The organism is Haloquadratum walsbyi J07HQW2 (genome assembly GCF_000415985.1).
Classification (GTDB): domain Archaea; phylum Halobacteriota; class Halobacteria; order Halobacteriales; family Haloferacaceae; genus Haloquadratum; species Haloquadratum walsbyi_B.
This window is the reverse complement of the sequence record NZ_KE356561.1, coordinates 1,302,383-1,327,703: the sequence shown is the minus strand read 5'-3', so window position 1 is coordinate 1,327,703 and position 25,321 is coordinate 1,302,383. Positions and strand designations below refer to the sequence as shown.

General features: G+C 47.4%; 31 protein-coding genes. 27 read left to right on the top strand and 4 right to left on the bottom strand.

Annotated features, from left to right (window positions below; translation table 11 throughout):
- Nucleotides 1–8: 8 nt before the first annotated feature.
- The 19 genes from J07HQW2_RS06060 to secY all read left to right on the top strand — a co-directional run bounded on the left by J07HQW2_RS06060 (nt 9) and on the right by secY (nt 11,051).
- Nucleotides 9–485, top strand: a complete 477-nt coding sequence (locus J07HQW2_RS06060) for a 50S ribosomal protein L22 (RefSeq protein WP_021054538.1) — start codon at nt 9–11, stop codon at nt 483–485.
- Nucleotides 485–1,459, top strand: coding sequence for a 30S ribosomal protein S3 (locus J07HQW2_RS06055; RefSeq protein WP_021054537.1), 975 nt, complete (start codon nt 485–487; stop codon nt 1,457–1,459). The genes J07HQW2_RS06060 and J07HQW2_RS06055 overlap by 1 nt, the downstream gene beginning before the upstream one ends.
- On the top strand, nt 1,460–1,687 hold the full coding sequence (gene rpmC, locus J07HQW2_RS06050; RefSeq protein ID WP_021054536.1) for a 50S ribosomal protein L29: 228 nt from the start codon (nt 1,460–1,462) through the stop codon (nt 1,685–1,687).
- A gap of 24 nt (nt 1,688–1,711) precedes the next feature.
- Complete coding sequence (locus J07HQW2_RS06045; RefSeq protein ID WP_021054535.1) at nt 1,712–2,389, top strand: ribonuclease P protein component 1; 678 nt, start codon at nt 1,712–1,714, stop codon at nt 2,387–2,389.
- Nucleotides 2,380–2,712 carry a 30S ribosomal protein S17 gene (locus J07HQW2_RS06040; RefSeq protein WP_021052275.1) on the top strand — a complete coding sequence of 111 codons (333 nt, stop codon included), beginning with the start codon at nt 2,380–2,382 and terminating at the stop codon, nt 2,710–2,712. The genes J07HQW2_RS06045 and J07HQW2_RS06040 overlap by 10 nt, the downstream gene beginning before the upstream one ends.
- Nucleotides 2,712–3,110 carry a 50S ribosomal protein L14 gene (locus J07HQW2_RS06035; protein WP_021052274.1) on the top strand — a complete coding sequence of 133 codons (399 nt, stop codon included), beginning with the start codon at nt 2,712–2,714 and terminating at the stop codon, nt 3,108–3,110. The genes J07HQW2_RS06040 and J07HQW2_RS06035 overlap by 1 nt, the downstream gene beginning before the upstream one ends.
- A 9-nt stretch (nt 3,111–3,119) precedes the next feature.
- On the top strand, nt 3,120–3,479 hold the full coding sequence (rplX, locus tag J07HQW2_RS06030; RefSeq protein ID WP_021054534.1) for a 50S ribosomal protein L24: 360 nt from the start codon (nt 3,120–3,122) through the stop codon (nt 3,477–3,479).
- Nucleotides 3,476–4,240 carry a 30S ribosomal protein S4e gene (locus tag J07HQW2_RS06025; RefSeq protein WP_021054533.1) on the top strand — a complete coding sequence of 255 codons (765 nt, stop codon included), beginning with the start codon at nt 3,476–3,478 and terminating at the stop codon, nt 4,238–4,240. Before rplX ends, J07HQW2_RS06025 begins: the two co-directional genes overlap by 4 nt.
- A 27-nt stretch (nt 4,241–4,267) precedes the next feature.
- Nucleotides 4,268–4,825 carry a 50S ribosomal protein L5 gene (locus J07HQW2_RS06020; RefSeq protein ID WP_021054532.1) on the top strand — a complete coding sequence of 186 codons (558 nt, stop codon included), beginning with the start codon at nt 4,268–4,270 and terminating at the stop codon, nt 4,823–4,825.
- A gap of 6 nt (nt 4,826–4,831) precedes the next feature.
- Nucleotides 4,832–5,008, top strand: coding sequence for a 30S ribosomal protein S14 (locus J07HQW2_RS06015; RefSeq protein ID WP_021054531.1), 177 nt, complete (start codon nt 4,832–4,834; stop codon nt 5,006–5,008).
- A 2-nt stretch (nt 5,009–5,010) separates the two neighbouring features.
- A complete protein-coding gene (locus tag J07HQW2_RS06010) occupies nt 5,011–5,403 on the top strand; it encodes a 30S ribosomal protein S8 (RefSeq protein WP_021054530.1) in 393 nt (130 codons plus the stop codon).
- A 2-nt stretch (nt 5,404–5,405) separates the two neighbouring features.
- A complete protein-coding gene (locus J07HQW2_RS06005; RefSeq protein WP_021054529.1) occupies nt 5,406–5,948 on the top strand; it encodes a 50S ribosomal protein L6 in 543 nt (180 codons plus the stop codon).
- A 148-nt stretch (nt 5,949–6,096) separates the two neighbouring features.
- Nucleotides 6,097–6,885: a 50S ribosomal protein L32e gene (locus J07HQW2_RS06000; RefSeq protein WP_048075516.1), complete on the top strand. Its 789-nt coding sequence runs from the start codon at nt 6,097–6,099 to the stop codon at nt 6,883–6,885.
- Nucleotides 6,882–7,343, top strand: a complete 462-nt coding sequence (locus J07HQW2_RS05995; protein WP_021054527.1) for a 50S ribosomal protein L19e — start codon at nt 6,882–6,884, stop codon at nt 7,341–7,343. Before J07HQW2_RS06000 ends, J07HQW2_RS05995 begins: the two co-directional genes overlap by 4 nt.
- Nucleotides 7,343–7,954, top strand: a complete 612-nt coding sequence (locus J07HQW2_RS05990) for a 50S ribosomal protein L18 (RefSeq protein ID WP_021054526.1) — start codon at nt 7,343–7,345, stop codon at nt 7,952–7,954. Before J07HQW2_RS05995 ends, J07HQW2_RS05990 begins: the two co-directional genes overlap by 1 nt.
- Nucleotides 7,951–8,610, top strand: coding sequence for a 30S ribosomal protein S5 (locus J07HQW2_RS05985; protein ID WP_021054525.1), 660 nt, complete (start codon nt 7,951–7,953; stop codon nt 8,608–8,610). Before J07HQW2_RS05990 ends, J07HQW2_RS05985 begins: the two co-directional genes overlap by 4 nt.
- Nucleotides 8,610–9,074 (top strand): 50S ribosomal protein L30, encoded by a 465-nt coding sequence (locus J07HQW2_RS05980; RefSeq protein WP_021054524.1) that lies wholly within the window; start codon nt 8,610–8,612, stop codon nt 9,072–9,074. The genes J07HQW2_RS05985 and J07HQW2_RS05980 overlap by 1 nt, the downstream gene beginning before the upstream one ends.
- Nucleotides 9,071–9,565, top strand: a complete 495-nt coding sequence (locus tag J07HQW2_RS05975; RefSeq protein ID WP_021054523.1) for an uL15m family ribosomal protein — start codon at nt 9,071–9,073, stop codon at nt 9,563–9,565. Before J07HQW2_RS05980 ends, J07HQW2_RS05975 begins: the two co-directional genes overlap by 4 nt.
- Nucleotides 9,566–9,581: 16 nt before the next feature.
- Complete coding sequence (secY, locus tag J07HQW2_RS05970) at nt 9,582–11,051, top strand: preprotein translocase subunit SecY (RefSeq protein WP_021054522.1); 1,470 nt, start codon at nt 9,582–9,584, stop codon at nt 11,049–11,051.
- Between the two features lie 224 nt (nt 11,052–11,275).
- Here secY and J07HQW2_RS05965 read toward each other — a convergent pair whose 3' ends face one another.
- Nucleotides 11,276–11,512 carry a hypothetical protein gene (locus J07HQW2_RS05965; RefSeq protein WP_021054521.1) on the bottom strand — a complete coding sequence of 79 codons (237 nt, stop codon included), beginning with the start codon at nt 11,510–11,512 and terminating at the stop codon, nt 11,276–11,278.
- 331 nt (nt 11,513–11,843) lie between these two features.
- On the opposite strand from J07HQW2_RS05965, the gene J07HQW2_RS05960 reads away from it, so the two are divergent.
- The 3 genes from J07HQW2_RS05960 (at nt 11,844) to J07HQW2_RS05950 (ending at nt 14,889) form a co-directional block, all read left to right on the top strand.
- Entirely contained in the window at nt 11,844–12,134 is a 291-nt protein-coding gene (locus J07HQW2_RS05960; RefSeq protein ID WP_021054519.1) for a hypothetical protein, read from the top strand.
- Between the two features lie 1,083 nt (nt 12,135–13,217).
- Nucleotides 13,218–13,610: a ferredoxin Fer gene (gene fer / locus J07HQW2_RS05955; RefSeq protein ID WP_048075515.1), complete on the top strand. Its 393-nt coding sequence runs from the start codon at nt 13,218–13,220 to the stop codon at nt 13,608–13,610.
- Nucleotides 13,611–13,878: 268 nt separating this feature from the next.
- On the top strand, nt 13,879–14,889 hold the full coding sequence (locus tag J07HQW2_RS05950; protein WP_021054517.1) for a two-component system sensor histidine kinase NtrB: 1,011 nt from the start codon (nt 13,879–13,881) through the stop codon (nt 14,887–14,889).
- Between the two features lie 285 nt (nt 14,890–15,174).
- Here the strand turns inward: J07HQW2_RS05950 and J07HQW2_RS05945 are convergent, their stop codons facing one another.
- A complete protein-coding gene (locus J07HQW2_RS05945; RefSeq protein ID WP_303703993.1) occupies nt 15,175–15,522 on the bottom strand; it encodes a hypothetical protein in 348 nt (115 codons plus the stop codon).
- 1,146 nt (nt 15,523–16,668) lie between these two features.
- Between J07HQW2_RS05945 and J07HQW2_RS05940 the strand changes: the two genes are divergently transcribed.
- On the top strand, nt 16,669–16,923 hold the full coding sequence (locus tag J07HQW2_RS05940; RefSeq protein WP_021054514.1) for a hypothetical protein: 255 nt from the start codon (nt 16,669–16,671) through the stop codon (nt 16,921–16,923).
- 88 nt (nt 16,924–17,011) lie between these two features.
- On the opposite strand, the gene J07HQW2_RS05935 is transcribed toward J07HQW2_RS05940, so the two are convergent.
- Nucleotides 17,012–18,343, bottom strand: coding sequence for a hypothetical protein (locus J07HQW2_RS05935; protein WP_048075173.1), 1,332 nt, complete (start codon nt 18,341–18,343; stop codon nt 17,012–17,014).
- Nucleotides 18,344–18,754: 411 nt separating this feature from the next.
- Entirely contained in the window at nt 18,755–20,083 is a 1,329-nt protein-coding gene (locus J07HQW2_RS05930) for an ABC transporter substrate-binding protein (RefSeq protein WP_048075172.1), read from the bottom strand.
- 162 nt (nt 20,084–20,245) lie between these two features.
- Here J07HQW2_RS05930 and J07HQW2_RS05925 point away from each other — a divergent pair, with 162 nt between their 5' ends.
- Genes J07HQW2_RS05925 through J07HQW2_RS05910 form a run of 4 tightly spaced genes read left to right on the top strand, consistent with a single transcriptional unit; the run spans nt 20,246 to nt 25,278 of the window.
- On the top strand, nt 20,246–21,670 hold the full coding sequence (locus J07HQW2_RS05925; protein ID WP_021054511.1) for a branched-chain amino acid ABC transporter permease: 1,425 nt from the start codon (nt 20,246–20,248) through the stop codon (nt 21,668–21,670).
- A 2-nt stretch (nt 21,671–21,672) separates the two neighbouring features.
- A complete protein-coding gene (locus J07HQW2_RS05920; protein WP_021054510.1) occupies nt 21,673–23,541 on the top strand; it encodes a branched-chain amino acid ABC transporter permease in 1,869 nt (622 codons plus the stop codon).
- The gene (locus tag J07HQW2_RS05915) at nt 23,538–24,569 is read left to right on the top strand and encodes an ABC transporter ATP-binding protein (RefSeq protein ID WP_021054509.1); all 1,032 of its coding nucleotides are present in this window, start codon (nt 23,538–23,540) and stop codon (nt 24,567–24,569) included. Before J07HQW2_RS05920 ends, J07HQW2_RS05915 begins: the two co-directional genes overlap by 4 nt.
- A gap of 1 nt (nt 24,570) precedes the next feature.
- Nucleotides 24,571–25,278 (top strand): ABC transporter ATP-binding protein, encoded by a 708-nt coding sequence (locus J07HQW2_RS05910; RefSeq protein ID WP_021054508.1) that lies wholly within the window; start codon nt 24,571–24,573, stop codon nt 25,276–25,278.
- Nucleotides 25,279–25,321: the final 43 nt, after the last annotated feature.

The window sequence follows — 25,321 nt, the reverse complement described above, 5'->3', positions numbered from 1 at the left end:
CATCATATATGGGTATCAATTACAGTGTCAAGGCCGACCCGGAGACAACCGCCAGAGGGATGCTCCGTGATCGACCAATCAGTTTGAAGCATAGCAAAGCCATTGCTCGTGAAATAAAGGGAATGACCATCGCAGACGCAGAATCATATCTTGATGACGTGATTGCACAGCGTCAATCAGTTCCTTTCCGTCAACATAACACCGGTGTTGCTCACCGCTCAGACATTGATGGATGGGATGCTGGACGGTATCCCGAAAAGGCATCAAAAGCATTTCTCGAATTAATCGAGAACGTTGCCTCAAATGCGACTGAGCAAGGTTTTGATGGAAACGCGATGGCAATCAGACATGTCGCCGCACACAAAGTGGGCGAACGGCAGGGTCGGAAACCACGTGCATTCGGTAGTGCAGATCCATGGAACACTACCATTTGCGATGTTGAATTAATTGTTGAACAACCTGGAACCGACGGAGTAGACATCTAATGGCAGACGAACATCAGTTCATCGAAAACGGATTGCAACGCTCGCAAATTGATGAGTTCTTCGCAGATGAACTTGGTCGTGCCGGTTACGGTGGCATGGACGTTGCCAAAACCCCAATGGGTACGCAAATTGTCCTCAAGGCTGAAAAACCAGGAATGGTCATCGGAAAAGGTGGTAAGAACATCCGGAAGGTAACTCGTGAACTCGAAGATCGATTTAATCTCGATGACCCACAGATCGATGTTCAAGAGGTTGATGAGCCCGATCTGAATGCACGGATTGTTGCAGACCGGCTGGCAAACGCACTTGAGCGCGGATGGTACTTCCGGAAAGCCGGACATACAACGATTGATCGAATCATTGAATCTGGTGCACTTGGAGCCGAGATTGTCCTGAGTGGAAAAGTAACTGGTGCACGCTCACGCGTAGAGAAATTTAACCGTGGATATATCAAGCACAATGGTGAACCGGCTCAGGAGATTGTCGATGAGGGACAAGGGGTTGCTGTGATGAAACTCGGAACAATCGGCGTGACAGTGAAAATTATTCCACCAGGAGCAGAACTTCCTGATGACTTCGAGATTCACGATGATGTCGATGTTGAGCCTGTTGAGCAGGTCGCAGAAAGTGATGGAGTTGAGTCATTACTTGCAGAAGATCCTGCAGACATCCCTGATGTTGGTGCTGATGATGAGGATGTGACTGTCCCACAGGAGACGCCGGAAGAAATCATTGATGAGGAAGTTGTTGAGGCTGATCCTGGAGTATCGTCCGATGAAAAAGAGGTTGTGACTGAACCTGTTGATGTTGGGAGCGATGCGGATGATGTAGACGAAGCTGAAGTTGTCTCGGATGAATCAGATGATGACACCGAGACGGTCGCGGAAGAAATTGAAGAACTTGATGCCGAGGTTGAGGCTGAAGCCGAAGACCTCGTTGCAGAGATGGAAGATATTGATGAGGAGGACGCATAGATGGCGATTGTTCACGCTGACGAGCTCCGCGATATGACGCCTGCAGAACGACAAGCTGAACTCGAAACGCTCGAGACAGAGCTACTCAATTCGAAAGCAGAACAGGCTGCTGGAGGGGCTCCTGAGAACCCTGGGCGTGTTGGCGAACTCAAACGGACAATCGCTCGGATCAAGACGATCCAACAAGAAGAAGGGGACCATGACGCTGAAGCCGACCCCGAAAACTAACGACCCATCACTATATTGATTTAGATGCCACTGACACCTGAAACGCTCACACGACACGAACTCACTGGTCTTTATGTAGCCGTTGCTGACGCTGCAAATCCGGATCTTATCGGAATCGATGGACGTGTGATTGCAGAAACAATGCAGACACTTCGGATTGAATCGACACCTACAGTGATGTCGACATCAACAGCGATTCATCCTCGTGTCAATACTCAGGAGTCAGTTCATGATGGTGCTCACGGTCATCCTCAACAGCAGTATGATAGACAAATTAAACAAGTACCTAAACGCGATTCGGTATTTGAGTTTTGTCTTGAACCAGTGATCAAGACCGATAGCAGATCCACATCAGCTCATGATCACCCACAAACACTGCTACGTGATGAAGTGAGATCAGCTTCAGAATCAGCGTATCATTCATTAACATCAACACACGAATCGAATACGAACATCACAGATGAAGCCGCCGACGTTGTGAAGACGTCGGGGACCACATCTAACCACCGATTGGATACTACTAGCGAGGCACAAGATCAATCAGACTTGCCTTCTAGTCAGTCTAATCGTCCCACGTTGGAATCAACAGCGCAAAATGCTGAGATGTGCGAAGATGCGGCCTACGTTACGGTGGATGGGACACAATTGCTCTCACGACCAGCTTTACGAACTGAGAAAGCAGGAGACTCACTATGGCGATAGGACTGAATGTAACCGAACCAGAGGTATCCTGTGCTGACACAAACTGTCCGTTCCACGGATCGCTTTCCGTGCGCGGTCAGACACTTGAAGGCACAGTTGCCTCAACAGATATGGATAAGACCGTTATTGTTGAGCGCGAATACGATGTTCGCGTTCCCAAGTACGACCGCTTTATGAAGCGGCGTAGTCGCATCCCCGCACACGCACCCCCGTGCGTTGATCTTGCGGAAGGCGATACGGTTCGCATCGCAGAGACCCGACCGTTGTCGAAGACGAAATCTCACGTTGTCGTCGAACGAATCGACACTGGAGGTGCTGAGTGATGGAGGCACTGAAAGCCGATGTCACCAAAGGCCTCGAACGTGGGTCACTTGTTACGTGTGCGGATAATACCGGTGCACGTGAACTGAAAGTAATCAGCGTGATGGGTAGCTCAGGAACAAAGAATCGACACCCCAAAGCAGGCATTGGCGATCAGGTCACTGTTTCAGTGACAAAAGGAACACCCGAAATGCGACGTCAAGTGCTACAAGCCGTCATCGTTCGGCAGCGCAAGTCGATCCGCCGTCCAGACGGGACGCGCGTCAAATTTGAAGATAATGCTGCTGTCATTATCGACGAGATGGAAGAACCGCGTGGGACCGAGATTAAAGGTCCAATCGCACGTGAGGTGGCTGAACGCTTTGGGAGTATTGCATCAACAGCAACGATGATTGTCTAAGTATCGATTATGAGTAAGCAACCACACAAACAGCGAACGCGAACGGAAACTGCCCCATTACACGAACGGCAGCGACAAGTTCGTGCAACGCTTTCTGATGAACTTCGTGAGGAGTATGGACAGCGGAACGTCCGCGTCAATACGGGTGATACTGTTGAGGTACTTCGTGGTGACGATGCCGGTCATGAAGCTGAGGTCGTTACTGTTGATCTCACTGACACAGTCATTCATGTTGAAGACGTAACGATTGAGAAAGCTGATGGCGAGGAGGTTCCACGACCGCTTGATTCATCCAACCTTCGCGTGACAGAATTGAATCTTGAAGACAGCCAGCGCGAGGCACGTCTTGAGGAGGGAGATGAGCAATGACACAACATCAAAAACGACTTTCCGCACCGGACTCGTGGCCGATTGAACGAAAAACAGAGACATTCACGGTCAAAGCCGGGGCAGGCCCGCATGGCGAAGCAGGCGTACCGTTAGTAATCATTTTACGAGACGTGCTCGGATATGCCGACTCGACAAAAGAAGCGCGGTATGCGCTGAACCAGCGATCTGTCCTAGTTAACGGTGATGTTGTGAGCGATGAACAACGACCAGTCGGATTATTTGATATTCTTGCGTTCACTGAGCGTGAGGAGTATTATCGAGTCTTCCCGGAGTCGGGTGGTCGGCTCGCACTAACACCAATCAATGAGTCGGATGCAAATAGCCGACTTGGAAAGATTATCAATAAACAACAGGTTAGCGGCGGGGCAGTTCAGCTCACGCTACACGACGGCGCCAATCTTCGTGTCGATGCTGATGAAATTGATACATATAACCAACGAGATTCATTGGTTATTGATAATGAGACGAAAGAAATCGTCGCACACTTTCCGTATGAGGAAGGGTCTCTTGTGACTGCCGTTGGTGGAACGCACTCCGGTGAAATTGGCGAGATTGAAACGATCACCGTCACTGCTGGAAGCAGTGAAAATACTGTATCGGTATCAACAGGCGAGGAGTATTTTGAAACAATCGAACCATATGTCGTCGTCATTGATGAGAACTTCACCGACGATGAGGACATGGCTGCGACTGATGATGTCGACGACACTGATGCAGACACAGACACAGACAGCAGATGATGGCGATGATACACAGGAGGGTGACGAATGAGCGAAACTGATAGCACGTTCCACGAGATGCGTGAACCTCAAGTTGAGAAGGTTGTTGTTCACATGGCGGTCGGCGAAGGTGGACGTGAACTTGCCAACGCAGAAGAAATTCTTGAAGAGATTGCCGGTCAGACTGCCGTTCGAACGACTGCAACGCGTGCAGCATCACAGTTTGGCGCACGAGAAGGCGACCCGATCGGTGCAAAGGTCACGTTGCGAGGAGCAGATGCCCAATCATTTCTTGAAACGTCATTGCCGCTTGTCACCATCTCAGAACGGCAGTTCGACGAGACTGGCAATTTCAGCTTTGGAGTTGAAGAACACACCACATTCCCTTCTCAAGAATATGACCCACAAATCGGTATTTATGGACTTGATGTGACGGTTAATCTCACACGACCCGGATACCGAGTGAAAAAACGGGACAAAGCATCACAGCCGATTCCATCCCGCCATCGATTGACACCCACGGATGCAGTGAATTTCATCGAATCAGAATTTGCTGCGGATGTTGAGCGTGTCGAGACAGACACTCGCGATGGCGGAGACAACTAATCGTATATGAGCGAATCAGAAACTGAACAGACGGGTGAGCACGCGAGCCACCGGACAGGACAGACTCATGAGTGCCGACGATGTGACCGCAATCAAGGTCTTGTCGGAAAGTATGACATCTATCTGTGTCGGCAGTGCTTTCGTGAAGTCGCCCGCGATATGGGATTCAAGAAGTATCGATAATTATGACAGGACATGATCCACTTGCGAACGCACTTTCAGGTGTTGATAATGCAGAGAGTGTTGGACATCTCTCTCATGAGATACAGCCCGCCTCAAATGTAATTGGCTCCGTGCTCGAGGTATTTTATGACCGTGGGTACATCAACGGGTTTGAATTCGTTGACGATGGGAAAGCCGGTCAGTTTGAGGTTGAACTAAGCGGTGGCATCAATGAGTGCGGTGCGGTGAAGCCGCGATACTCAGTTGGTGCCGATGAGTTCGAACGATGGGAAAAACGGTATCTCCCAGCCCGCGATTATGGCGCACTCATCGTCACCACAAGCCACGGTGTAATGAGCCACTATGAAGCCCGTGAAACGGGTATCGGTGGTCAAATAATCGCTTACGTATATTGAAAATGACGCGAACAGTAATTGAAATTCCGGAAGATGTCAGCGCTGAGGTATCGAATCTTGAGCTGACGGTTGAGGGACCAAATGGTAGTGTGACACGAATGCTTTGGTACCCGTCTGTGACGGTTAGTGTTGATGACGATGACGATGTAGTCACTATCGAGACTGATGAAACAGACGCGAAGACGAGTGCCACTGTTGGTACCTTTGAGAGTCATGTATCGAATATGATTCATGGAGTGACCGATGGGTGGTCATATGAAATGGAAGTCTACTATGCACACTTCCCAATGCAGGTATCTGTCGACGGTGAGGAAATCATAATTGAGAATTTCCTCGGTGAGAGAGCCTCCCGTCGGACCTCGATCCGTGGTGACACAGATGTACAGATCGATGGTGAGACGGTAACGCTAACAGGTCCATCAAAAGAGGACGTTGGACAGACCGCAGCTGACATCGAACAACTCACGCGCGTGACTGATAAAGACTCTCGAATCTTCCAGGATGGAGTCTATATCACGCAGAAGCCACAGCAAGGAGGTGTCTGATATGGCTGACGAACACGACGAGGATACAAACGAACAACCAGACGATCCAGAAGTCAATTCGGACTCAGATCAAAATAGTCAGGAGGATACGTCTTCGACAGATGTTGATACCAATACTGACGCTGACACCGACAGTAATACCGATACAATTGAGTCAGAGTCAGAGCCGGAATCAGAATCCGAAACCACAGATGACACTGACTCATTTGAGGATATCAGCGGTGTTGGCAGTGATCGAGCTGAGTCACTCCGTGAGGCAGGCTACGAATCATTCGAGGATATTCGGGCAGCAAGCCAATCAGCCTTAGCAGATATCGATGGCATCGGAAATGCGCTTGCAGCTCGAATTAAAGCTGATGTTGGTGAGCTTGAGGTTTCAACGGAAACTGATGCAGCAGTTGAAGTTGAATCTGAAGACGAAATTGAAGAAACAGAAACGGTCGAAACTGAACTTCGTCCGCGTGGGCATGCGGACAAGACACCGAATCTCGATGACGAAACAGCTCGGGCGCTCGGGCAAAAACATCGTGAAGGGAAACCAGCATTTCGCCGACAGGATCATCATATGAAAAAGCGGACGCCAGAATCATGGCGAAAGCCCCGCGGAACCCTCTCAAAACAACGCCGCGGTATCAAAGGAAAAGGTGCGCTTGTTGAAGCCGGATATCGCTCACCAACAGCAGCACGCGGTCTCCATCCATCTGGATTTGAGGAGGTGCGTGTACACAACGTCGACGATCTTGAGGGCGTCAATGGTGATATTGAGGCTGTTCGTATTGCCTCAAAAGTCGGTGGGCGAAAGCGTGAACGAATCGAAGATGTCGCCGCAGAGCGAGAAATTCGTGTTCTAAATCCAACATATGTTGAAGTTGAGGTTGGAGACAATGCAGATGCAGATGCAGACACGGTATCAGCTACGGAGGCTACAGACGAATGACGGATCTAAAAGCACAACGCAGAATGGCTGCGGATGTTCTTTCGGTCGGAAAAAGCCGCGTTTGGCTTGATCCTGACGAACAGAGTGAAATTGCAGAAGCAATTACTCGTGAGGATATTCGTGATTTAGTTGATCAGGGAATCATCCGTGCTGAGGATGCAAAGAGCAACTCAAAAGGTCGTGCTCGAAATCGAGCCGAAAAACAGTCGTATGGACACCGCAAGGGTCCAGGATCTCGAAAGGGACGCTCTGGCGGTCGAAAGAATGAAAAAGACGAATGGGTAAGCCGAATTCGAGCACAACGCCGTCGACTTCGCGAACTTCGCGATGACGGTCCATTGACGCCGACGCAGTACCGTGAGGTGTATAATAAGGCGTCTGGTGGAGAGTTCGAAGACGTAGCCCGACTTGAAGCGTATATTGACAGTAATTATGATGTGGAGATAGTGATTGAATAATGGCAACAGGACCGCGATACAAAGTACCGATGCGGCGTCGCCGCGAAGTTCGGACCGATTACCACCAGAGGTTGCGCCTGCTAAAATCTGGTAAGCCACGCCTTGTTGCTCGTGTGAGCAACCGGCATATTAGGGCGCAGCTGATAACACCTGGTCCAGACGGCGATGAGACACGCGTAGCCGCTTCCTCAGAAAATCTGAGTGAGTACGGCTGGGAAGCACCAACCGGAAATATTCCAAGTGCGTATCTCACCGGATACCTTGCAGGAATGCGTGCTATTGAAGCAGGTCTCGATGAGGCTGTACTTGATATTGGATTGAATACGGCAACACCCGGAAACAAGGTATTTGTCGTTCAAGAGGGAGCTATCGATGCAGGCGTTTCAATTCCGCATAATGAGTCAGTGCTTGCAGATTGGTCGCGCAACCGTGGTGAGCATATCGCCACCTACGCCGAACAGCGCGATGAACCCCTGTATAACAGTGACTTTGACGCAACAACGCTTCCAGAGCATTTCGATACAGTACTTGAGACCCTGCAGGAAGCAGACGTGAGTATGAATACCGACGTGGATACAAGCGATTCCCAATCAGTGGGTGATAACGAATGAGCCAGAGTCAACGAAACAGCGACGGCTGGACACCGCGCACACGACTTGGTCGTATGGTACAAGATGGCGATGTCGCATCAATGGAACAAGCACTCAACTCAGGACTTCCACTCAAGGAGCCAGAACTCGTCGATCAGTTACTCCCTGGATTGGATGATGAAGTGCTTGATATCAACATGGTTCAACGGATGACCGACTCCGGTCGGCGTGTGAAATTCCGTTGTGTTATTGCAATTGGAAACCGTGATGGGTATCTTGGGTATGCTGAAGGACGTGATGATCAGGTTGGTTCTGCAATTCAGAAAGCGATTGACGTTGCAAAATTGAATCTTATTTCTGTCGATCGTGGCTCTGGGTCATGGGAAGACTCCGCTGGCGGTGTCAACTCACTTACCCGAAATGCCGAAGGCAAAGCTGGGTCAGTCACCGTTGAGGTGATACCTGCCCCGCAAGGTCTCGGATTAGCCGCTGCCGAGACTGTGAGTAATATTCTTGAACTCGCTGGAGTGCAAGATGCGTGGACACGCTCAAATGGAAACACCCGAACGACAGTTAACCTCGCCAAAGCGACATATAATGCGCTTCGAAATGCTTCACAGTCGCGAACGCCTCGTCGTGCGGCAGCCAAACAGCGCGAACAAGAGGTGTCTGAGTGATGCAAGCAATCGTTCAGCTTCGTGGTCCTGTCAATATGAGTGGTTCTGTCGAGGATACGCTTGCAATGCTTAATCTCCACCGAGTGAACCATTGTGCGCTCGTTCCTGAAACGGATACATATCGCGGCATGATCACAAAGGTGAATGACTATGTTGCACATGGTGAACCGAGTGTTGAGGTGCTTTCGACGGTACTCAAACGACGTGCTGAGCCCGAAACCGGTGATGACACTGTAGATGGAACGTGGCTTGAGGAAAACACCGAGTATAATGAGTTTGATGCACTCGCAACTGCACTAATTGAAGAGGAAACCACCCTCCGCGATCAGGGATTATCACCGGTTCTTCGATTACATCCGCCGCGCGGCGGTCATCGAGGGCAGAAACACCCAACTGCTGAGGGTGGACAAATTGGCGTTCATGACACCGATCAGATTAATGAGCTTTTGGAGGCAATGCGATGACATCAAAGAAAAGACGACAGCGTGGGACACGAACGCATGGTGGCGGGACACACAAGAATCGTCGCGGTGCCGGTCACCGTGGTGGTCGTGGTCGTGCTGGTCGTGATAAACATGAACAGCATAATTATGAACCGATTGGTAAGCATGGTTTTAAACGACCGCCAGGTAGTGAGCGGACTGTCGCAGAAATTTCTGTTCAAGAACTCGATGAAGATGCAGCACTGTTCGTTGCAGAGGATACTGCGGAACTTGATGATGGTGCCTATCGTATTGATGCACGGGATGTTACTGATGATGCCGACAGCGCAGATATAACGAAGGTGCTCGGCGGCGGTCAAGTTCGACAAGAGTTACACATTGTTGCTGATGCATTCTCTGATAGCGCACGAACGCTGCTCGAGGATGCTGGTGGCAGTGCGACGCTCACCGAACACGGAGAATCAATCACTGCCGAAGAAGACGAAGAGAATAACAGTAACGCCGAAAAATAATTATCAAGAGTAAGTTATGGGATGGAAGGAGACCGCTGAACCGGTATTGACGCGAATGCCCTCTGTTACGCGTCCAGAGGGGCATGTGCCGTTTCGTCAGAAGTTAGGATGGACGGCTGGCATCCTTGTGATGTACTTTTTCTTGACGAACGTCACGATGTTCGGATTACAGACAGGAGGTGCTGGGGGAGACTTCTATGGACAATTCCGTAGTATCCTTGCTGGGTCACAAGGATCGATCCTCCAGTTAGGAATTGGACCAATTGTAACAGCGAGCATTGTGCTTCAGTTACTTGGTGGTGCGAATCTTCTCGGTCTTGATACCGATGATCCTCGTGATCAGATTCTCTATCAGGGTCTTCAGAAGTTACTTGTCGTTGTGATGATCTGTTTGACTGGGTTACCAATGGTGTTTGCAGGAAACTTCCTCCCAGCGAGTCAAGCAGTTGCAGACTCCCTTGCCGTTGGACAAGGCGGGGTGAAGACAATTATCTTTGCACAGATGTTCGTTGGTGGCATTCTCATCCTGTTTATGGATGAAATCGTGAGCAAGTGGGGCGTCGGCTCTGGTGTTGGATTATTCATTATTGCCGGTGTCAGCCAGCAACTTGTTGCCGGATTGTTTAGTTGGCAGAGCCTCGGCGGACAAAGTGGCTTCATTCCAACGTGGATTGGCATTGTGACTGGTGCTGTCGATATCGGATCACCGTTGACACCAGGAGGACTCTCAGACGTCTTCCTTGGACAGGGTCAGATATTGGCATTGATTACGACAGTATTCATCTTTGGAATCGTTGTGTATGCTGAAAGCGTTCGTGTTGAAATCCCACTTTCACATGCGAATGTCAAGGGGGCGCGTGGACGATTCCCGGTAAAACTTATTTATGCGAGCGTTTTACCAATGATTCTTGTACGAGCACTGCAGGCAAATATCCAGTTCCTGGGACAGATTCTCAGCAACTGGTGGAGCGGCATGCCGCTGTGGCTTGGTGAGTACACACAGGGGCAAGTCACCGGTGGGATATTTTGGTATCTCGCTCCGATTCAGTCCCGCCAGGATTGGATGTGGTTCCTTGGATTCACATCACAGGAGCCACTTGCAATCATTGCTCGAGTGTTAATCGACCTCACATTCATGATTGCAGGGGGTGCTGTATTTGCTATCTTCTGGGTTGAAACGACTGGTATGGGTCCAGAGGCAACAGCGCGTCAGATCCAGAATTCAGGGATGCAGATCCCCGGCTTCCGACGGAGTCCACAGGTGATTGAAAAGGTGATGGAACGATACATCCCACAAGTAACTGTCATCGGTGGCGCACTTGTTGGACTGCTTGCTGTCCTCGCAAATATGCTTGGGACAATTGGTGGCGTCTCCGGAACGGGACTCTTACTCACGGTCTCGATTACATACAAACTGTATGAAGAGATCGCCGAAGAACAACTTATGGAGATGCATCCGATGATGCGTCAAATGTTTGGCGATTGATCTAAACAGTTACATTATTTTCTGAGCGGTTTGGAAATTCAATTTTGATACTATATACGGACGTGTGTGGGCACGATGCTCAGGATACGACCGTGCTTAACGCCCCATCAAACCGATTAGCGACAAGTCACAAATTAGATATTGATTTTTGATCCATACGGAGGCACCAAGTAACCGTATGTTATCAGTTAAACCAGCTAGACATCACTGTGTATAAAAACTGCTCAGCTCTGAAACTTGCCTGTCTCTAAGTCTTCAAGATCACGTTCATATCGCTGAATTATCTGCTCAACCTCTTCTACTGAGACATCCTCCATATCATGATGCTCGTGAGGGATGATATACTGCTTATATCCCTGTAAAAAAGAATTCGAATAAAGACGGTCCTCATCTTGCTTGAGCCGTTTCACCTCCTCGAGCCACCTCAGAGCCTCCTCAAGTCGTTCTTTGTCTGATACCATTACAATATCCAATAACCGCATGAGACGAAAGTAATCTCCGAATTACACTTGATGTACGGAGAGTCAAATATAAACGAGTAGTTGACACAATAGCAATCCTCAGTCCATAAGATATAATAAAATGACTTCAGCAATCATATAGCGTAATCTTCATATTATCGCTTCTAAGTCTATTAAATAAGACCAAACCACACAGAGAAATCTGTGATCAGGCAACTCGCTGCTAATCTGAAAAAATGCTCACGACTGGGACTCAGTTTCCAAATCTCGAATGTAGTGTCAACTGTCATCTCCCGACATTATTTTTAGGATATACATTTATAATCGAGCTATGGATGTTGAAGAAGCAGGTCTTGAGGTGATCTCTGAACTTGAAGATATAGATAAATCCCCCATCGACGTCAAGGAAGTATCAGATGATGATCCACTGCTGGAAATTTATTATGGTAATCAGACTCAAGATGAATATGAGGTACAGTTTGCGAAGATTCGAGTCGAAGAGTTTGTAGACTCAAATGAGAAAGGTCAATTAAGAAAACGGGTGAACCCTCGTATCTCTCTATTAGGGACAAAACAGACAGAGCCAGGTGATCCTCCATATGAGTTTTTAATATCATTTTAATCTCAGCCGTATACACAATCTATTATTTTATCAGACTAATTCGACCATTTAAATATGAACGCATTGGCGAGTGTAAACCTGTCTTGAGGGCAAGCCCCAAGCCGAGGCTTCGTGTGTCTCTGACAGAACTTCCAACCCCAACCCAACCCACTCTCAGCGACAGCGGGTCCAGGTCCAGGCTCCGGATCGGTCGACAATCGACGACTTGCGTGATCACGAGAAACTTCGTCTCTCGGACGACGGTGATTCGGACCGTCCCATCCCTTCTCTTCCCTTCCCTACCCTCTCTCTGTTGGACGGTGCAGTGCATGGCATGGTATGGGGGATGGGATGGTGCCTGACCGCCCGTGTGATTGGACTCTCAGCCATACACACTGACCAGACCATCACAATTCAATATTTATCGACCTGCTTGCCTACCCATTGCGTTTGGATGAGGGGAGGCGGAGGGGTGTCGGGGTCACAGCAATATCAAAGCCCCGATCCCGAGACAGTCGCCTTGTACCGCCTGTACAAATCAGCGAGATAGATGTTTGATAATATATAATACATGTGTTCTCACCGTTTCCAAGCAATCAAACAGCTGAGTAAATGCTACTCTCTCCAGTCAACATCTTTAATTCATCAAATGCACTGGGCATGGAGGGCTTATCTTCAGATAGAGAATCATGTGTGGGTGATGTTTTATATACAATATATCGTGGATCATATCTATGAACAAAGATGATGTCTCCAAAGAAAAGCAGATGAAAAAATATATGTTTTACAGAAAATCGAGGCGGATGCTACGGGGCTTGACCCTGAACAGTTCACACTGTCTTGACAGTCACTCTCAGGAGGATTGCCATATTTTCCCTGAGTTAATTGCTATAGTTTGATTGGCTCCACCATTTCCTAAAGGCGTTCTTTTGATCTCGCTCCGACGACTGAGCACTTATTATCTCAATAAAATTGTATGTTCAATTCTCTATAATGCTCGTTAAGCGATTCTATATAACCATGACACCATGACGGTGATAATGATATCATAATGAAATGAGTAGGCAGCAAGGTCTAATGCCGTGGCGCACATACAACACATTGATGGCAACCGTAGAATATCTTAACTACGAATCCCTTGATGACAAGGGTTGGGAGATGGATGATGAGGATCTTTTCGAAAAAGCTGCCGATTCCGATCTCAGTGACGAAGATTACGGGTCACTTGAAGTAAACGAGGGCGAGTATATTCTTGAAGCCGCAGAAGCACAGGGTTATGATTGGCCGTTCTCCTGTCGCGCGGGTGCATGTGCAAATTGCGCCGCAATCGTGACTGAAGGGGAAATCGATATGGACATGCAACAGATTCTTTCTAATGAGGAAGTTTCTGAAAAGAATGTTCGACTGACGTGTATCGGATCACCGGCAACCGATAGTATCCAAATCGTCTACAACGCAAAGCACCTCGATTACCTCCAAAACCGCGTTATCTCATAAGATCGAAGAGTCCCCGCGTCAAGGAACGTCCGGTTTATTTATTGACTGGTTGTGTTTGGGTAGAACAAAACGACTGGCAGTATATCTCAACGGTCTGAATCGGTGAGGAGATAGCCTGCAGACATTGAGAGTATGAGATTAGAGATCCGGTATAACAAACTATCTTAATTCATACTCATGAGTTCATATGCACTGTTTTGCAAATATTGTTTAAAACTGTTATAGCGTCAAAATATTATATGATTAGAGTTGAGGAGGATTCACACTAATGGCTTCTGATAGATCAATTGATTTTACGCCAGAGTTCCTTGCCGAGATGATCAAATCAGTCGGTGTAGGCGTTGGAGTGTATACCAAAGACGGTCGATATGTTTATGTAAATCAGTCATATGCTAAATTATTTGACGTTGTAGCATCAGAGCTAGTCGGAGAACCATTATGGAAAATCGTCTCAGGGGTTGAGGCAGATAAGTTCGATACATATTGGGCATCTTTTGAGGATGGTGAAACCCGAAAAGCCGAGACAGTGCATGCATATAATAATAAACAGCTTCCTGTTGCAACAGTCACAACTCAACGCTCAATCAATGGCACCACATACCATTTTGGGACAATCAAAGACATTTCAGAGCGGAAAGCACAACAACGAGAACTTAGACATAAAAACGAACGACTCGAGAGCTTTGCAGGTGTCATTTCACACGATTTACGCAATCCGTTGAACGTTGCTCAGGGGTATATTGATCTTCTACAGGATGACATCGATCGAGACGAACTACATCTCGTGGATAATGCACTTGATCGGATGGGTGTATTGATTACTGAACTTTTGGAACTTGCACAGAGTCGTAAGATTGACCAGATGGGTGCAGTTCCAATAAAAAGAGTGGCAAAACAAGCATGGCAGAGTGTAGATACACGACGAGCAAGTTTGAATCTCCCTGAGACAAATTCACAAATACTGGCAAATAATTCCCGTCTCCAGCAACTGTTTGAGAATCTTCTACGGAACGCAGTTGAACACGGTGGGGCGGAAGTCGACGTGACTATTGAAATCACTACGGATGGATTTTCTATTGTAGACAATGGATCTGGCATCTCACCAGATAAGCATGACCGTGTCTTTGAAACCGGGTATACGACCAGCGAGAGTGGGACCGGATTTGGATTAAGTATTGTTCAACAGATTGTTTCTGGACATGACTGGGATATACACCTCAGTGAGAGTTCTGAGGGAGGAACAAAATTCGAAGTCACAAGCGTGGACTTTGTCTCATAATAATTAAAAATCCAAGATTGCCATTCAACAACGACTGTATTCATATCTGATGTCTCGGTGTTTAGTACGTGCAGTTACAACTACGGGGTAATCGCGGTAGTCTATATCAGTTTGCTCCGCCTGGGACTGTGCCGAGGGTAACTGAGCTGGGTAGAGTTAGTGCTCTCTCACAACATACGGTTCACACGCTTAGTTTGCTCATGGAGACTGTCCACTTGACACAGTATCACGGAATGCAATAGTAAAAAATACAAAGAGTAATCACACCAATCTCGTCTGATTAATTTATTTCTTGCAGGAGCCAAGTGAACACTCACGCTGAATAGTTTTGACATGTGGCCGTGCGCTTTCATCAATGCAAAATGTCCCATCAATGTCAGCCGGCGCCTGCCCATGGACAACCCGACCAAAGGGGTCACTGATGGCTTGATATATTTGCTCAAATGTGCTTGCGACGGGACGCGGAACTCCCTTGTCTTGAAGCAGATGCCGCACTGTTTCACCGCCAGCATGAACAAGATTTGCCTCTGGATTGATAAGCACGAATGCGAACAGGTGATCGCCAAATTGTGCTTGAAAGAATTCCTTGGTAATGTTGGCTTGCCACGGAACAAACCGTATGTCCGATGACACACGGGCAGCCTGTCTAGCCCCAGCTCGGAACAAACTATTTTGACCGTCATATATGAGGAGTAAATCTGAGATAAAGTTAATAATTGAACAATGTGTTTAACTTCAGGGGTATTGTGTAGAACAGTTTATGTACACTAAATTTGAGTTGATCGTGACCGATATATCAATACTATTTGACACTCTTACTCAAAAGTCGCCGATTAATTGTTGAGTAAAACAATTACCAATACCTAGTCGTGAAGTACCTCGGGGGCAAGTCCCAAGCCGAGGCTTCCCTGTGTCGACCGCACTACACCAGTAAAGGAATTTCAGTCAATTCCTCCCGACCTCTTCGTTTTCCATGAGAAATCGGCTGGAAGTCATACCCGAACAGCGCTGTGCTGTGTCCGTGGGAGCGTGGGTGAGAGCCGGTCACTGCCACTCCACCATGACCATGACAGTAACCCCCTTCCCCGTCGAACCGCCATTGGCGGGTGTTGAGAGGGGCCACATTTCCAGATTATCTGTAGATTGATTGTGCTACATTGTCAGTTGAAGATAGATGGTGAAGCTCTCATCTCCAAACTCGTGCAACGATCAAGTAGGTCTTAATCAATAATAAAGCCCTAAATTATCCAGGGATACCCTCAGGCGTAATTAACAATCAACTAGATATGTGACAGACTTGGACCCGCCTACTGTTCAACGACGACTACGCAAAGAGGTTGACCAGCGTGGTAGGTGTTACATTCGTATGCCACGCTCGGGGTCGTTCCGATCTTATTTTGCTGAATTATTTATCGTATCAGCATGTGTTATATTATTATGTTTATTCATTGGGTGGGGCATTATCGAACTGCTTATCAGACCGGTTACCACACACCCATTGTTATTGACGACCGCTGGTGTGGTCATCGCTGGGTCCGTTGGGTTGCTGATGACACGTTATTACATCAACCGCATAATCGATTAATAACAGATAGACGGTCATAGACGTTGCTCGTTAAGAGAAAGAACTGACCGTCTACTTGAGTAACAATCCGCTCAAAGTGATCATAATGGACATGACTCGGGGTCTATCAGAATAAAAGTGGTACAGAGTCCTATTATTGGGGGTATTTCACGATAACTAATCACTTATTCCAATTGAGAGAGTGTATTTCAAGCATGAACACACGCATTCTCAAAGCGTATATTGATCACTTCATACCACGGGAAATAATCGGTCCCGTTATTATCGTTTTTTCGCTGGAGGGTGTCATTGATGGTATTTTTAATTTGTATGTGCCTGCTGAATTTGCGACACTCGGCTGGGGTATCATATTTATTTTTGCTATCGGTATTGTTGCCTCCTGGGGAACCGCCGATGAACAGGCTGTCGAAGAACTCCGAGAACAGATTGAAGAAATCAAGGAAAATTAAAGCTGGATAATCTTGAGATGGTGACTATACCACGGAACGCGTGGTATGCGGCTTAGTTGGTCATAATCCATCAATTCACCTAGTTTGGTTATCCAGTCTGTAACAGTGACGTTGGGAATAACTCTCGTTGGGCACTATTTGTCTCCGGAGTTGAGGAAGGACCATCGAGTTCAATCTCTGTACACGATTCACCTGCTGAGGAACTATCTGTAGCCCAAATGAGAGTTGTCTTTGATTTATGATCCTCATGATATGCCGCTGGCGTTATATGTGTAACTCGTTCGACAGAAAGTGTGCGGTCAGCAACTGAAAGTCGTTCCGGTGGTATGAATCCATTAGACTTCTCTCCAGTATGCACTATGAGTGATGACGGAGCGATCACTATAAGATGGATACCACTGCCAACTGGCTTATTCCGGACACCAAGTGCACAGACCCCGCTCTCTTGAGCTCGATGAGTGATTGTCTGAACTGTCTCATCAGCTGCATCAACCGCTCTGGTTAGCCGCGTGACACCGTCTGAAATCGATACTGACTCATGATTCGTTTCATCAGCATAGATAACAAGCATTGAGTCTGTTCCGGTGGTCACAGGGCGATTTTCAACACTAAATGGAAGCACACGATTACTGAATGAGAGCATATCCGCTGTTGAGACTGCCTCTGGGGTCGACTGCGATCCAGTGTTTCTATTGGACTGCTCGGATTCACCGAGTGCCGTGTCATCATCTGTGCTTTTGAGGTCTTCATCTTTAGAGCCGACATGCACTGAAAGTGGAATCTCGCGGTCCCACGCCGGTCGCACAGTCTGTACACCGATCGCTGCGACTAAATCGAACTGCTTTTTGTATGTTTCAACGATCTCTTCGAGTGAAACCGTGTTAGCAGTATTATCAAGTAATCGTTCAAGTACGTCGCTGTAACTCTCATTTTCTAATCGTCGATTGGCGAGTCGGCGTTGTGCGGTGGTGTCAACCCAAAGTGCGACTGGATCATCGAGCACATCATCCGGATATGGTGGTGCACCAGCATGCATCATCGTCGCTGTCGCATGGTCAATTTTTGCCACTGCATGATCATTATATTCGGCAACAATCGTTCGTGAGAGTGGATCACCGCTCGCTTCTCGCCCGATAGCCCATATGTACAACCCAATCGCATCGAATGTAAGTCGGTCAGCGCCCTGATGTACGAGATTTCGAAGAACCCATGTCTGTGCTTCTCGTTGTGAGAGAATTGTTTTATTGGTAATTGTCTCGATGTATGCCCCATACAGTTGTTCAATTGCGTAACAGTATTCCTCAATCTGATCGCGTTCTACCCCTGATGGAAGCGGGTCTGTCTGAGTGAAATCAAGCGCGTCTGCAATGATATTTAGCTTTGTTGTTGGGTGCCAATGTGTTTCAATATTCACAGACATTATATTACGTACAAAAGAATTCAATAGCATCGTGAGTATGTCTCTTGTTATTATGTATCCAGTCTCATCTGTTCGTGACACAATGTAGTAATCAAAATTTGAGAATGAACCGGATTAGATCATACCGTTGTGTGGATTATATCAATAATTATTATTATACTATGACAGTTACAATCGAACGAAGTGAACACTCGAAGGTGGTCTTCGCGCACAGAATGTTTCGGTTGATGTCGCTATCTCGTGTTTCCTAGTTGATAGCAACAACACACGTTGTTCATATGAGTATATACTATCTAAAATCTAAAGTAAAATCAGTAGTTACGTTAGCTCTTATACAGTCTAATATATTATGCTCAACATATAGATGTAGATGAGAATATGACGGTCATGGGTTTCCTGTTGCAGCGGTACCTATATTTTTCCTTCGAAGTATGATAGCGGCACTTCCTCGGACAGTTGTGCTTCGCCACTTGCGACTTCCATAATCCGATATGGGACGACCGGTTCGAGATCCTCATTAAGATCGACTGATCCAGAAGCACCCTCGTAATTTACACTTCCATCACTGAGTGCTTCTTTTCCAGCGTCAAACTCTGCAACCGATACCGTCGTATCACCATCACTCGGTCGTGAAACGCTTCGAATGTTCTCAGCAATCGCTGTCCCGCTTGCTTCACCAGCTTGCTCCATGGCAAGTCCCATTAGATATGTGGCATCGTACGCGTGGGGAGCAAACTGGGTAATCTGGTCAGCCCCACCCATATTTTCTTGGAACGTTTCGCTGTTCGCTGTTTGTGGGGATGTAATATACATACCCTCGACGATATCTGAAAGGTCAGAGAGCATCTGTGGTGACCAAATTGCCTCTGCACCGACCCATTGTCCGCCATATCCACCTTGATCCCACTGTCTGAGGATTGTTCGACCATTTCCAGGATACATCACCGCACCAACAGCGTCTGGTTCGCCATCAAAAACAGAATCAAGCGTCGAGGTATAATCGTTCGTCGCTTGAGTGTACGCGACCATATTCAGTGTTTCACCACTGAATGCTTCGCTCGCCGCCTCAGCAAGCCCCTGCCCGTATGGATTATCTACATACAGGAAAGAAGCCGTGTCTGCACCGACAATTTGATTCAGCACTCGTGCAACAACAAGTGCCTGTTGAACATCATTTGGTGCTGTCCGCCCATAGTATTTGACGCCATTATCATCATTAATACCTGCTGTTGCGAGTGCAGGTGAGGTATTTCCATTCGAAATCTCTGTGACCCGATTATCACGAGCGACCGGTGCAAGCGTCGTCCCAATTCCACTTGAGTAAGGACCAACAAGTCCAACGACTCCTTCTTGATTGATCATTGTCCGGAATTTCTGTGCAGATCGCGATGGACTTCCCTCAGTGTCGTTATTAACCGGTGTAATTTCACGACCACCAAGGATACCTCCACTATCATTAATCTCCTCAACAGCAAGATTGAATGCCTGCTGATGACCTCCGCCATACGCACTATTCGTGCCAGTGACCGGGAATATCGACCCAAGCGCGATTGGTTCACCGCCCATGGATTCGTCCATTGACTCTTCGGTGGTGGTCGAACCGCCACTACTAGCTTCGGTCTCTGGTTCTTCTGTTGCTTCGCCACCAGACTGACTTGAGCATCCGGCGAGAGAAACAACACCGGCAGTTCCAGCTGTGCCAAGTCCTTTAAGAACATCGCGTCGGCTACGTTCAGACATTACACGCTGACTGTTACTATCAAGCGCATAAATAACTACTGACGAGGACGCTGATAGCATCTAATTTATCAAACATATATTATTTTCAGGACCTGTCTTGTGAACGAAAACACAGTTTGTGGCATCGAAATGATTTTACCCTTTACACGGGCAATCTGCGATATGGCACCAGAGACGGGATTATTGAATGCAGTTATGACAGGTGTCGTGACTGGCAGTATTGTGGCGTTAGGTGCGACTGGATTAGCTCTTGTATATGATATTGCTGAGGTGCCAAATTTTGCGCACGGTGATCTTTTAACACTTGGTGCTTACGCTGCGTTATTAGTGAATAAGCCAAATACTGTACCGGGTCTTGAGCTACTTGCTCCAGGAGCTCAACAAATAAGCATTGCAGGATCAGGTGTTTTATTTGCGCTGTCAGCCGTCGGCGTCTTAGGAACGATTTATCATCTCGGTGGACGAGACGCGCTATATGGACATTGGTGGGGAATTGACGTCTCAGAACGTTTGGCTCTTACCGTTCATATTGTAGTCGCAGGGGTAATTGGTGCAATCGTTGTGCTTGGAACTCCATCTTTCGGTGCTGCACTATTGTTTTCGGTTGTGTTATTAGGCGCAACTGTCCCACTGTTGGAGTCTTTTATATTTAGAAAATTTCGTGAAAAAAATATCGAACTTGCATTGATGCTTGTCGTTTCACTTGCCGTTGCTTTCATTGTCCGATTTGGTATTCAGACAATATTCGGCGGCTCAATACGATTCTATTCAGTCGAAACATCAGTTCCATTTTTAGGTGGGGAAGTAGACTTGACGCTTGCTAAATTCTTTGACTTCTTTATTACCTCTGAAGGACTGTTTTTTACTCTTCAAGAGACGCGTGGTGGTACATCACAACAACTTCTTGCAGCAAGCTACGGGTGGATTGAACTCGGAGTTATATTACTTAGTCTTATTACCGTAGCGTACGTTGCTCTTGATCGGCGGAGCCCAGCAGCTATCATTGGTCCCCGACTCACAGCCGCTCTTAGTTCAATTGTTATAGTGATCATCGGAGCAACCGCATTTTGGGGGGGTGCAAATGGAACCGTCCCAGAAACTGCGTTTGCAGCGACACGGATTCGTATTTCACCGCTACGAGTCGGGATTATTCTTCTTGCGATTGCGATGATGGGGGGATTACATTATATACTTCAGGCAACGACCCTTGGAAAGACGATGCGGGCAACGAGTGATAATAGAGAGTTAGCGTTGGTTCGAGGAATCAATACCCGGCGAGTGATGATGTCTGTGTGGATTATTGCTGGGCTCTTTGCTGCCGTTGGTGGTATTATGCTTGGATTCCTGTTCAGTTCGATTACGATTAATCTCGGATTTAATCTCTTATTACCAATGTTTGCCGGTGTTATTCTCGGAGGAATCTCTGTGTATGGTGCCATTCTTGGAAGCTACGTTGTTGGACTTGCAATGGAAATTGGAATCTTTGCAATCCCAGGGTTGAGCGCGACATATCGGATTCCTGTTGCGTTCGTTGTCCTCCTTGCCGTCTTACTACTGAAACCTGAGGGTATCGTGGGGGGGAGCTAAACATGGCTGTTGCAGATGTTGTTGTTTCGTTTATGCTTCTTGTCTCAATTTACGGTATCCTCGCTCTCGGATTAAATGTCAAATATGGTCACACAGGACTTCTTGATTTTGGACATGTCGGATTCTATCTCATCGGAGCATATACTTCGGCATTGTTCGTACTTGGACCGGATGATCCAACAGATTTCACGGTCTACGTGATTGGACTCGGTGACATTCCAATTCTTGGCAGTTGGGTAACGGCTATCCTTGCAGGAACAATCCTTGCAGGTATTGTTGGTGGATTAGTCACACTTCCGACCATCCGATTGCGTGAGGATTACCTTGCAATAACAGTACTCGGCATCTCCGTTATTTTCCAGCGTGTTATTCAATCAGAAACATGGCTCGCCAATGGACCCGATGCCCTCCGTGGATACAGCCCGCCGCTACAGGGATCATTCCCAGTCACTGGCGAGACAATTGTTGGTGCAGTCCTACTTGGATTGATTGTATTTGTCGCTTGGGGTCTGACAACGGCTGTCCTTGGCATGATATCCACGTCTACATTGGCGACGGCAACATCGATGACATCAGATAAATCGATTAGCTCGTCTCGCTTTCGTGATCGATTATACAATCTTACCACATTCGGATTCACACGTGCTGATGCAATTGCCCAGCAGGTACCACGAGCTGCTGCAGTCGCTGGGACGATTGCAGGTATCCTCGCCGCTGTAACGGTGTTCACAGCAGGTATTACACTCGCGGTTGGTGTGATTGTCTCATTGTACACGTGGATCGTCGCCGCGGTCGCTATTCGTGAGCACTATGTGGATCTCCCTCAAACTGCGATTACAACAGGTGTTGTGCTTGGGACAGGACTGTTACTCGCACTGATTCCACTTCCAATCCTGAAGGCAGTTGGGCTCAAAATAATCATTACTGTCAGTGCACTTGCTGCCCTTGTTGGTGTATACTATTACACAACAACCCGGATTGATGTTTTATCGAATCATCGACTTGCTATCATTGGTGTTGGATCATTATGGTTTATTTCATTGTGGTATTTTGTGCTACCAACACTCGGTCCTCTGGGTAGTGGTGACATTGCTGGCGCTACACAGACGCTGTTTCAGAATATTGTCTGGTTACTCCGATTTGGAGGTGACGTTGGTGTCGGGTACGCCATTGTCGGTATCGGTGAATTAACTGTCAAAGTTGATTACCCTCGTTTCCAGTTAGCTGGGTTTGTGTTGTTCTTCGTTGGATTGTATGCGATTGTTGAACGAACAGTTGAGTCACCGTTTGGTCGAGTGCTTCGAGCAATACGAAATGATGAAACAGTGGTTAAATCACTTGGAAAAAATCCGTTCACGTACAAGTTACAGAGTATGGTTATTGGGTCTGCGCTTGGTGGCTTTGCCGGTGCCCTGTGGGCAATGTACGCACAGGGACTAACATTTACAACATTTGCACCTCGGGTGACATTTATTACTCTCTTGATTATGTTCGTCGGAGGTGCGGGGAATAATAAGGGAATGATTGTCGGCGCTGCTCTCTTTTGGGCTTTCCAACAAGCAACAACACAACTTGCAGCCTTTTTCCCACCTGCGATTCGAGTTAATATCCAGTCATTTCGACTTGTTGTTGTTGGCGTCCTATTCCTGATTGTGTTGTATTATCTTCCTGAAGGGCTTTTAGGTAGTCGAACAAATAATGCCGCGACGACAGCAACGACCGACGGAGATTCATCAGGACCGCAACGAGCACAACGTACTGAAATGAACTCATCAAATGAAGCCGACGGCGAATCGACAATGAACCGAAATATAGATTCCGACCGGGTCCCCGGCGTGGGGACACAGCGAGAATTTGAGGGTGAAGAATGAGCATGAATCATCCTGAATCGTCAGTGGATGCTTCTGATGATAATGCAGCACCAAGTGATACGGAATCACTACTGAAAGTCAGGAATCTACGAAAAACATTCGGCGGCATCGTGGCTGTTGATGATGCCACATTTGATATCACCGAAGGGTCAATAACGGGACTCATTGGACCGAACGGTGCTGGAAAAACAACTACATTCAATCTTATTAGTGGATTTTATGTTCCAGATGGTGGGACAGTTCAGTATCGTGGGGCAGATCTTCAGGCACTTATGACGCCAACGCAAACAGAATCACAAATCTGGAGTGCTGCCAGTGCGTTCACAACTGGTGTCATTGGAGGGGCAGTTGGACTCGGCACACTCAATCTCGGAGCACTCCCAGCAATCGGGATAACTGCTGGCGCAGCAGCCCTTGGTGCAGGTGGATACCTTACTCAAGAACGATTCAAACAGCGTGGTTCAGAGACTGCAAATAGTCGTCCATACATGCTTGCACGATCCGGACTTGTCCGAACCTTTCAGTTAACACGAGAACTCGGTGAGATGACTGCCCTTGAGAATTTGATGCTTGCTCCACAGGATCAGGCTGGTGAGCATGTATTGAACACGTGGCTTCGACAGCCAACGGTTAGGGGTGAGGAGGATGCTGTTCGAAAGCGTGCAGTTGAGATGCTTGAATTACTTGAGATTGATCATCTTCAGAATGAGCCTGCAGAGAATCTTTCTGGGGGACAGCGAAAGCTGCTTGAGCTCGGACGCGTGCTGATGCTTGACCCGGAACTCATTCTTCTTGATGAGCCAGTTGCAGGTGTCAACCCAGCATTAACGCAGAAGCTGATGGATCGTGTGAAGACGCTTCGTGATGATGGATATACGTTCTGCATTGTGGAGCATGATATGGATGTTATCATGGAACTCTCCGATCGAATTATTGTCATGAATGAAGGAAAGCGACTTGTTGAGGGACCACCTGAAGAGATTCGTTCAGATCAAGCAGTAATTGATGCATATTTGGGGGCTGAATAGTATGTCACTACTTGAAGCACGTAATGTTGTTTCTGGCTACGGGGATGCAGAGATTCTTCATGGTGTTGATTTAAATGTTGAGAATGATGAAATTGTCACTATAATCGGTCCGAATGGAGCAGGAAAATCAACGATGATGAAGGCAACATATGGGTTAATTGACTGTTGGGAAGGATCTGTTAGATTCAGTGGAGAGGATATCACATCGCTGCGACCTAATGAGGTAACCCGACGAGGACTATGTTATGTCCCACAGAAAGAAAATGTGTTCCCGACTCTGAGCGTTCGTGAAAACCTCGAAATGGGGGCATATATCGACGGAAATCCAACAGAAGACGACTTACAGACCGTTTGGGATCGTTTCCCTATCCTCTCTGAGCGTCGGAATCAGCGGGCGGGCTCAATGTCTGGTGGGCAACAACAGATGCTTGCTCTCTCTTCAGCATTGATGATAGACCCAGATTTATTGCTTGTTGATGAGCCCTCCGCTGGACTTGCTCCAGATCTTGTCGATAATATGTTTGACCGACTTGTTGATATTCGCGATGAAACGAATACGGCGATTTTGATGGTTGAGCAGAACGCTCGTCAAGCGCTCAGCGTGTCCGACCGTGGATACGTTCTTGATATGGGAGAAAACGAGTTTGAGGGTGATGGGACAGCATTACTCGAAAGTGATGAGGTAGCAGCATTATATCTCGGCGAATGATATGCACTCAATTGTAAACAGCAAACAAAATAGCCGCGGGTAG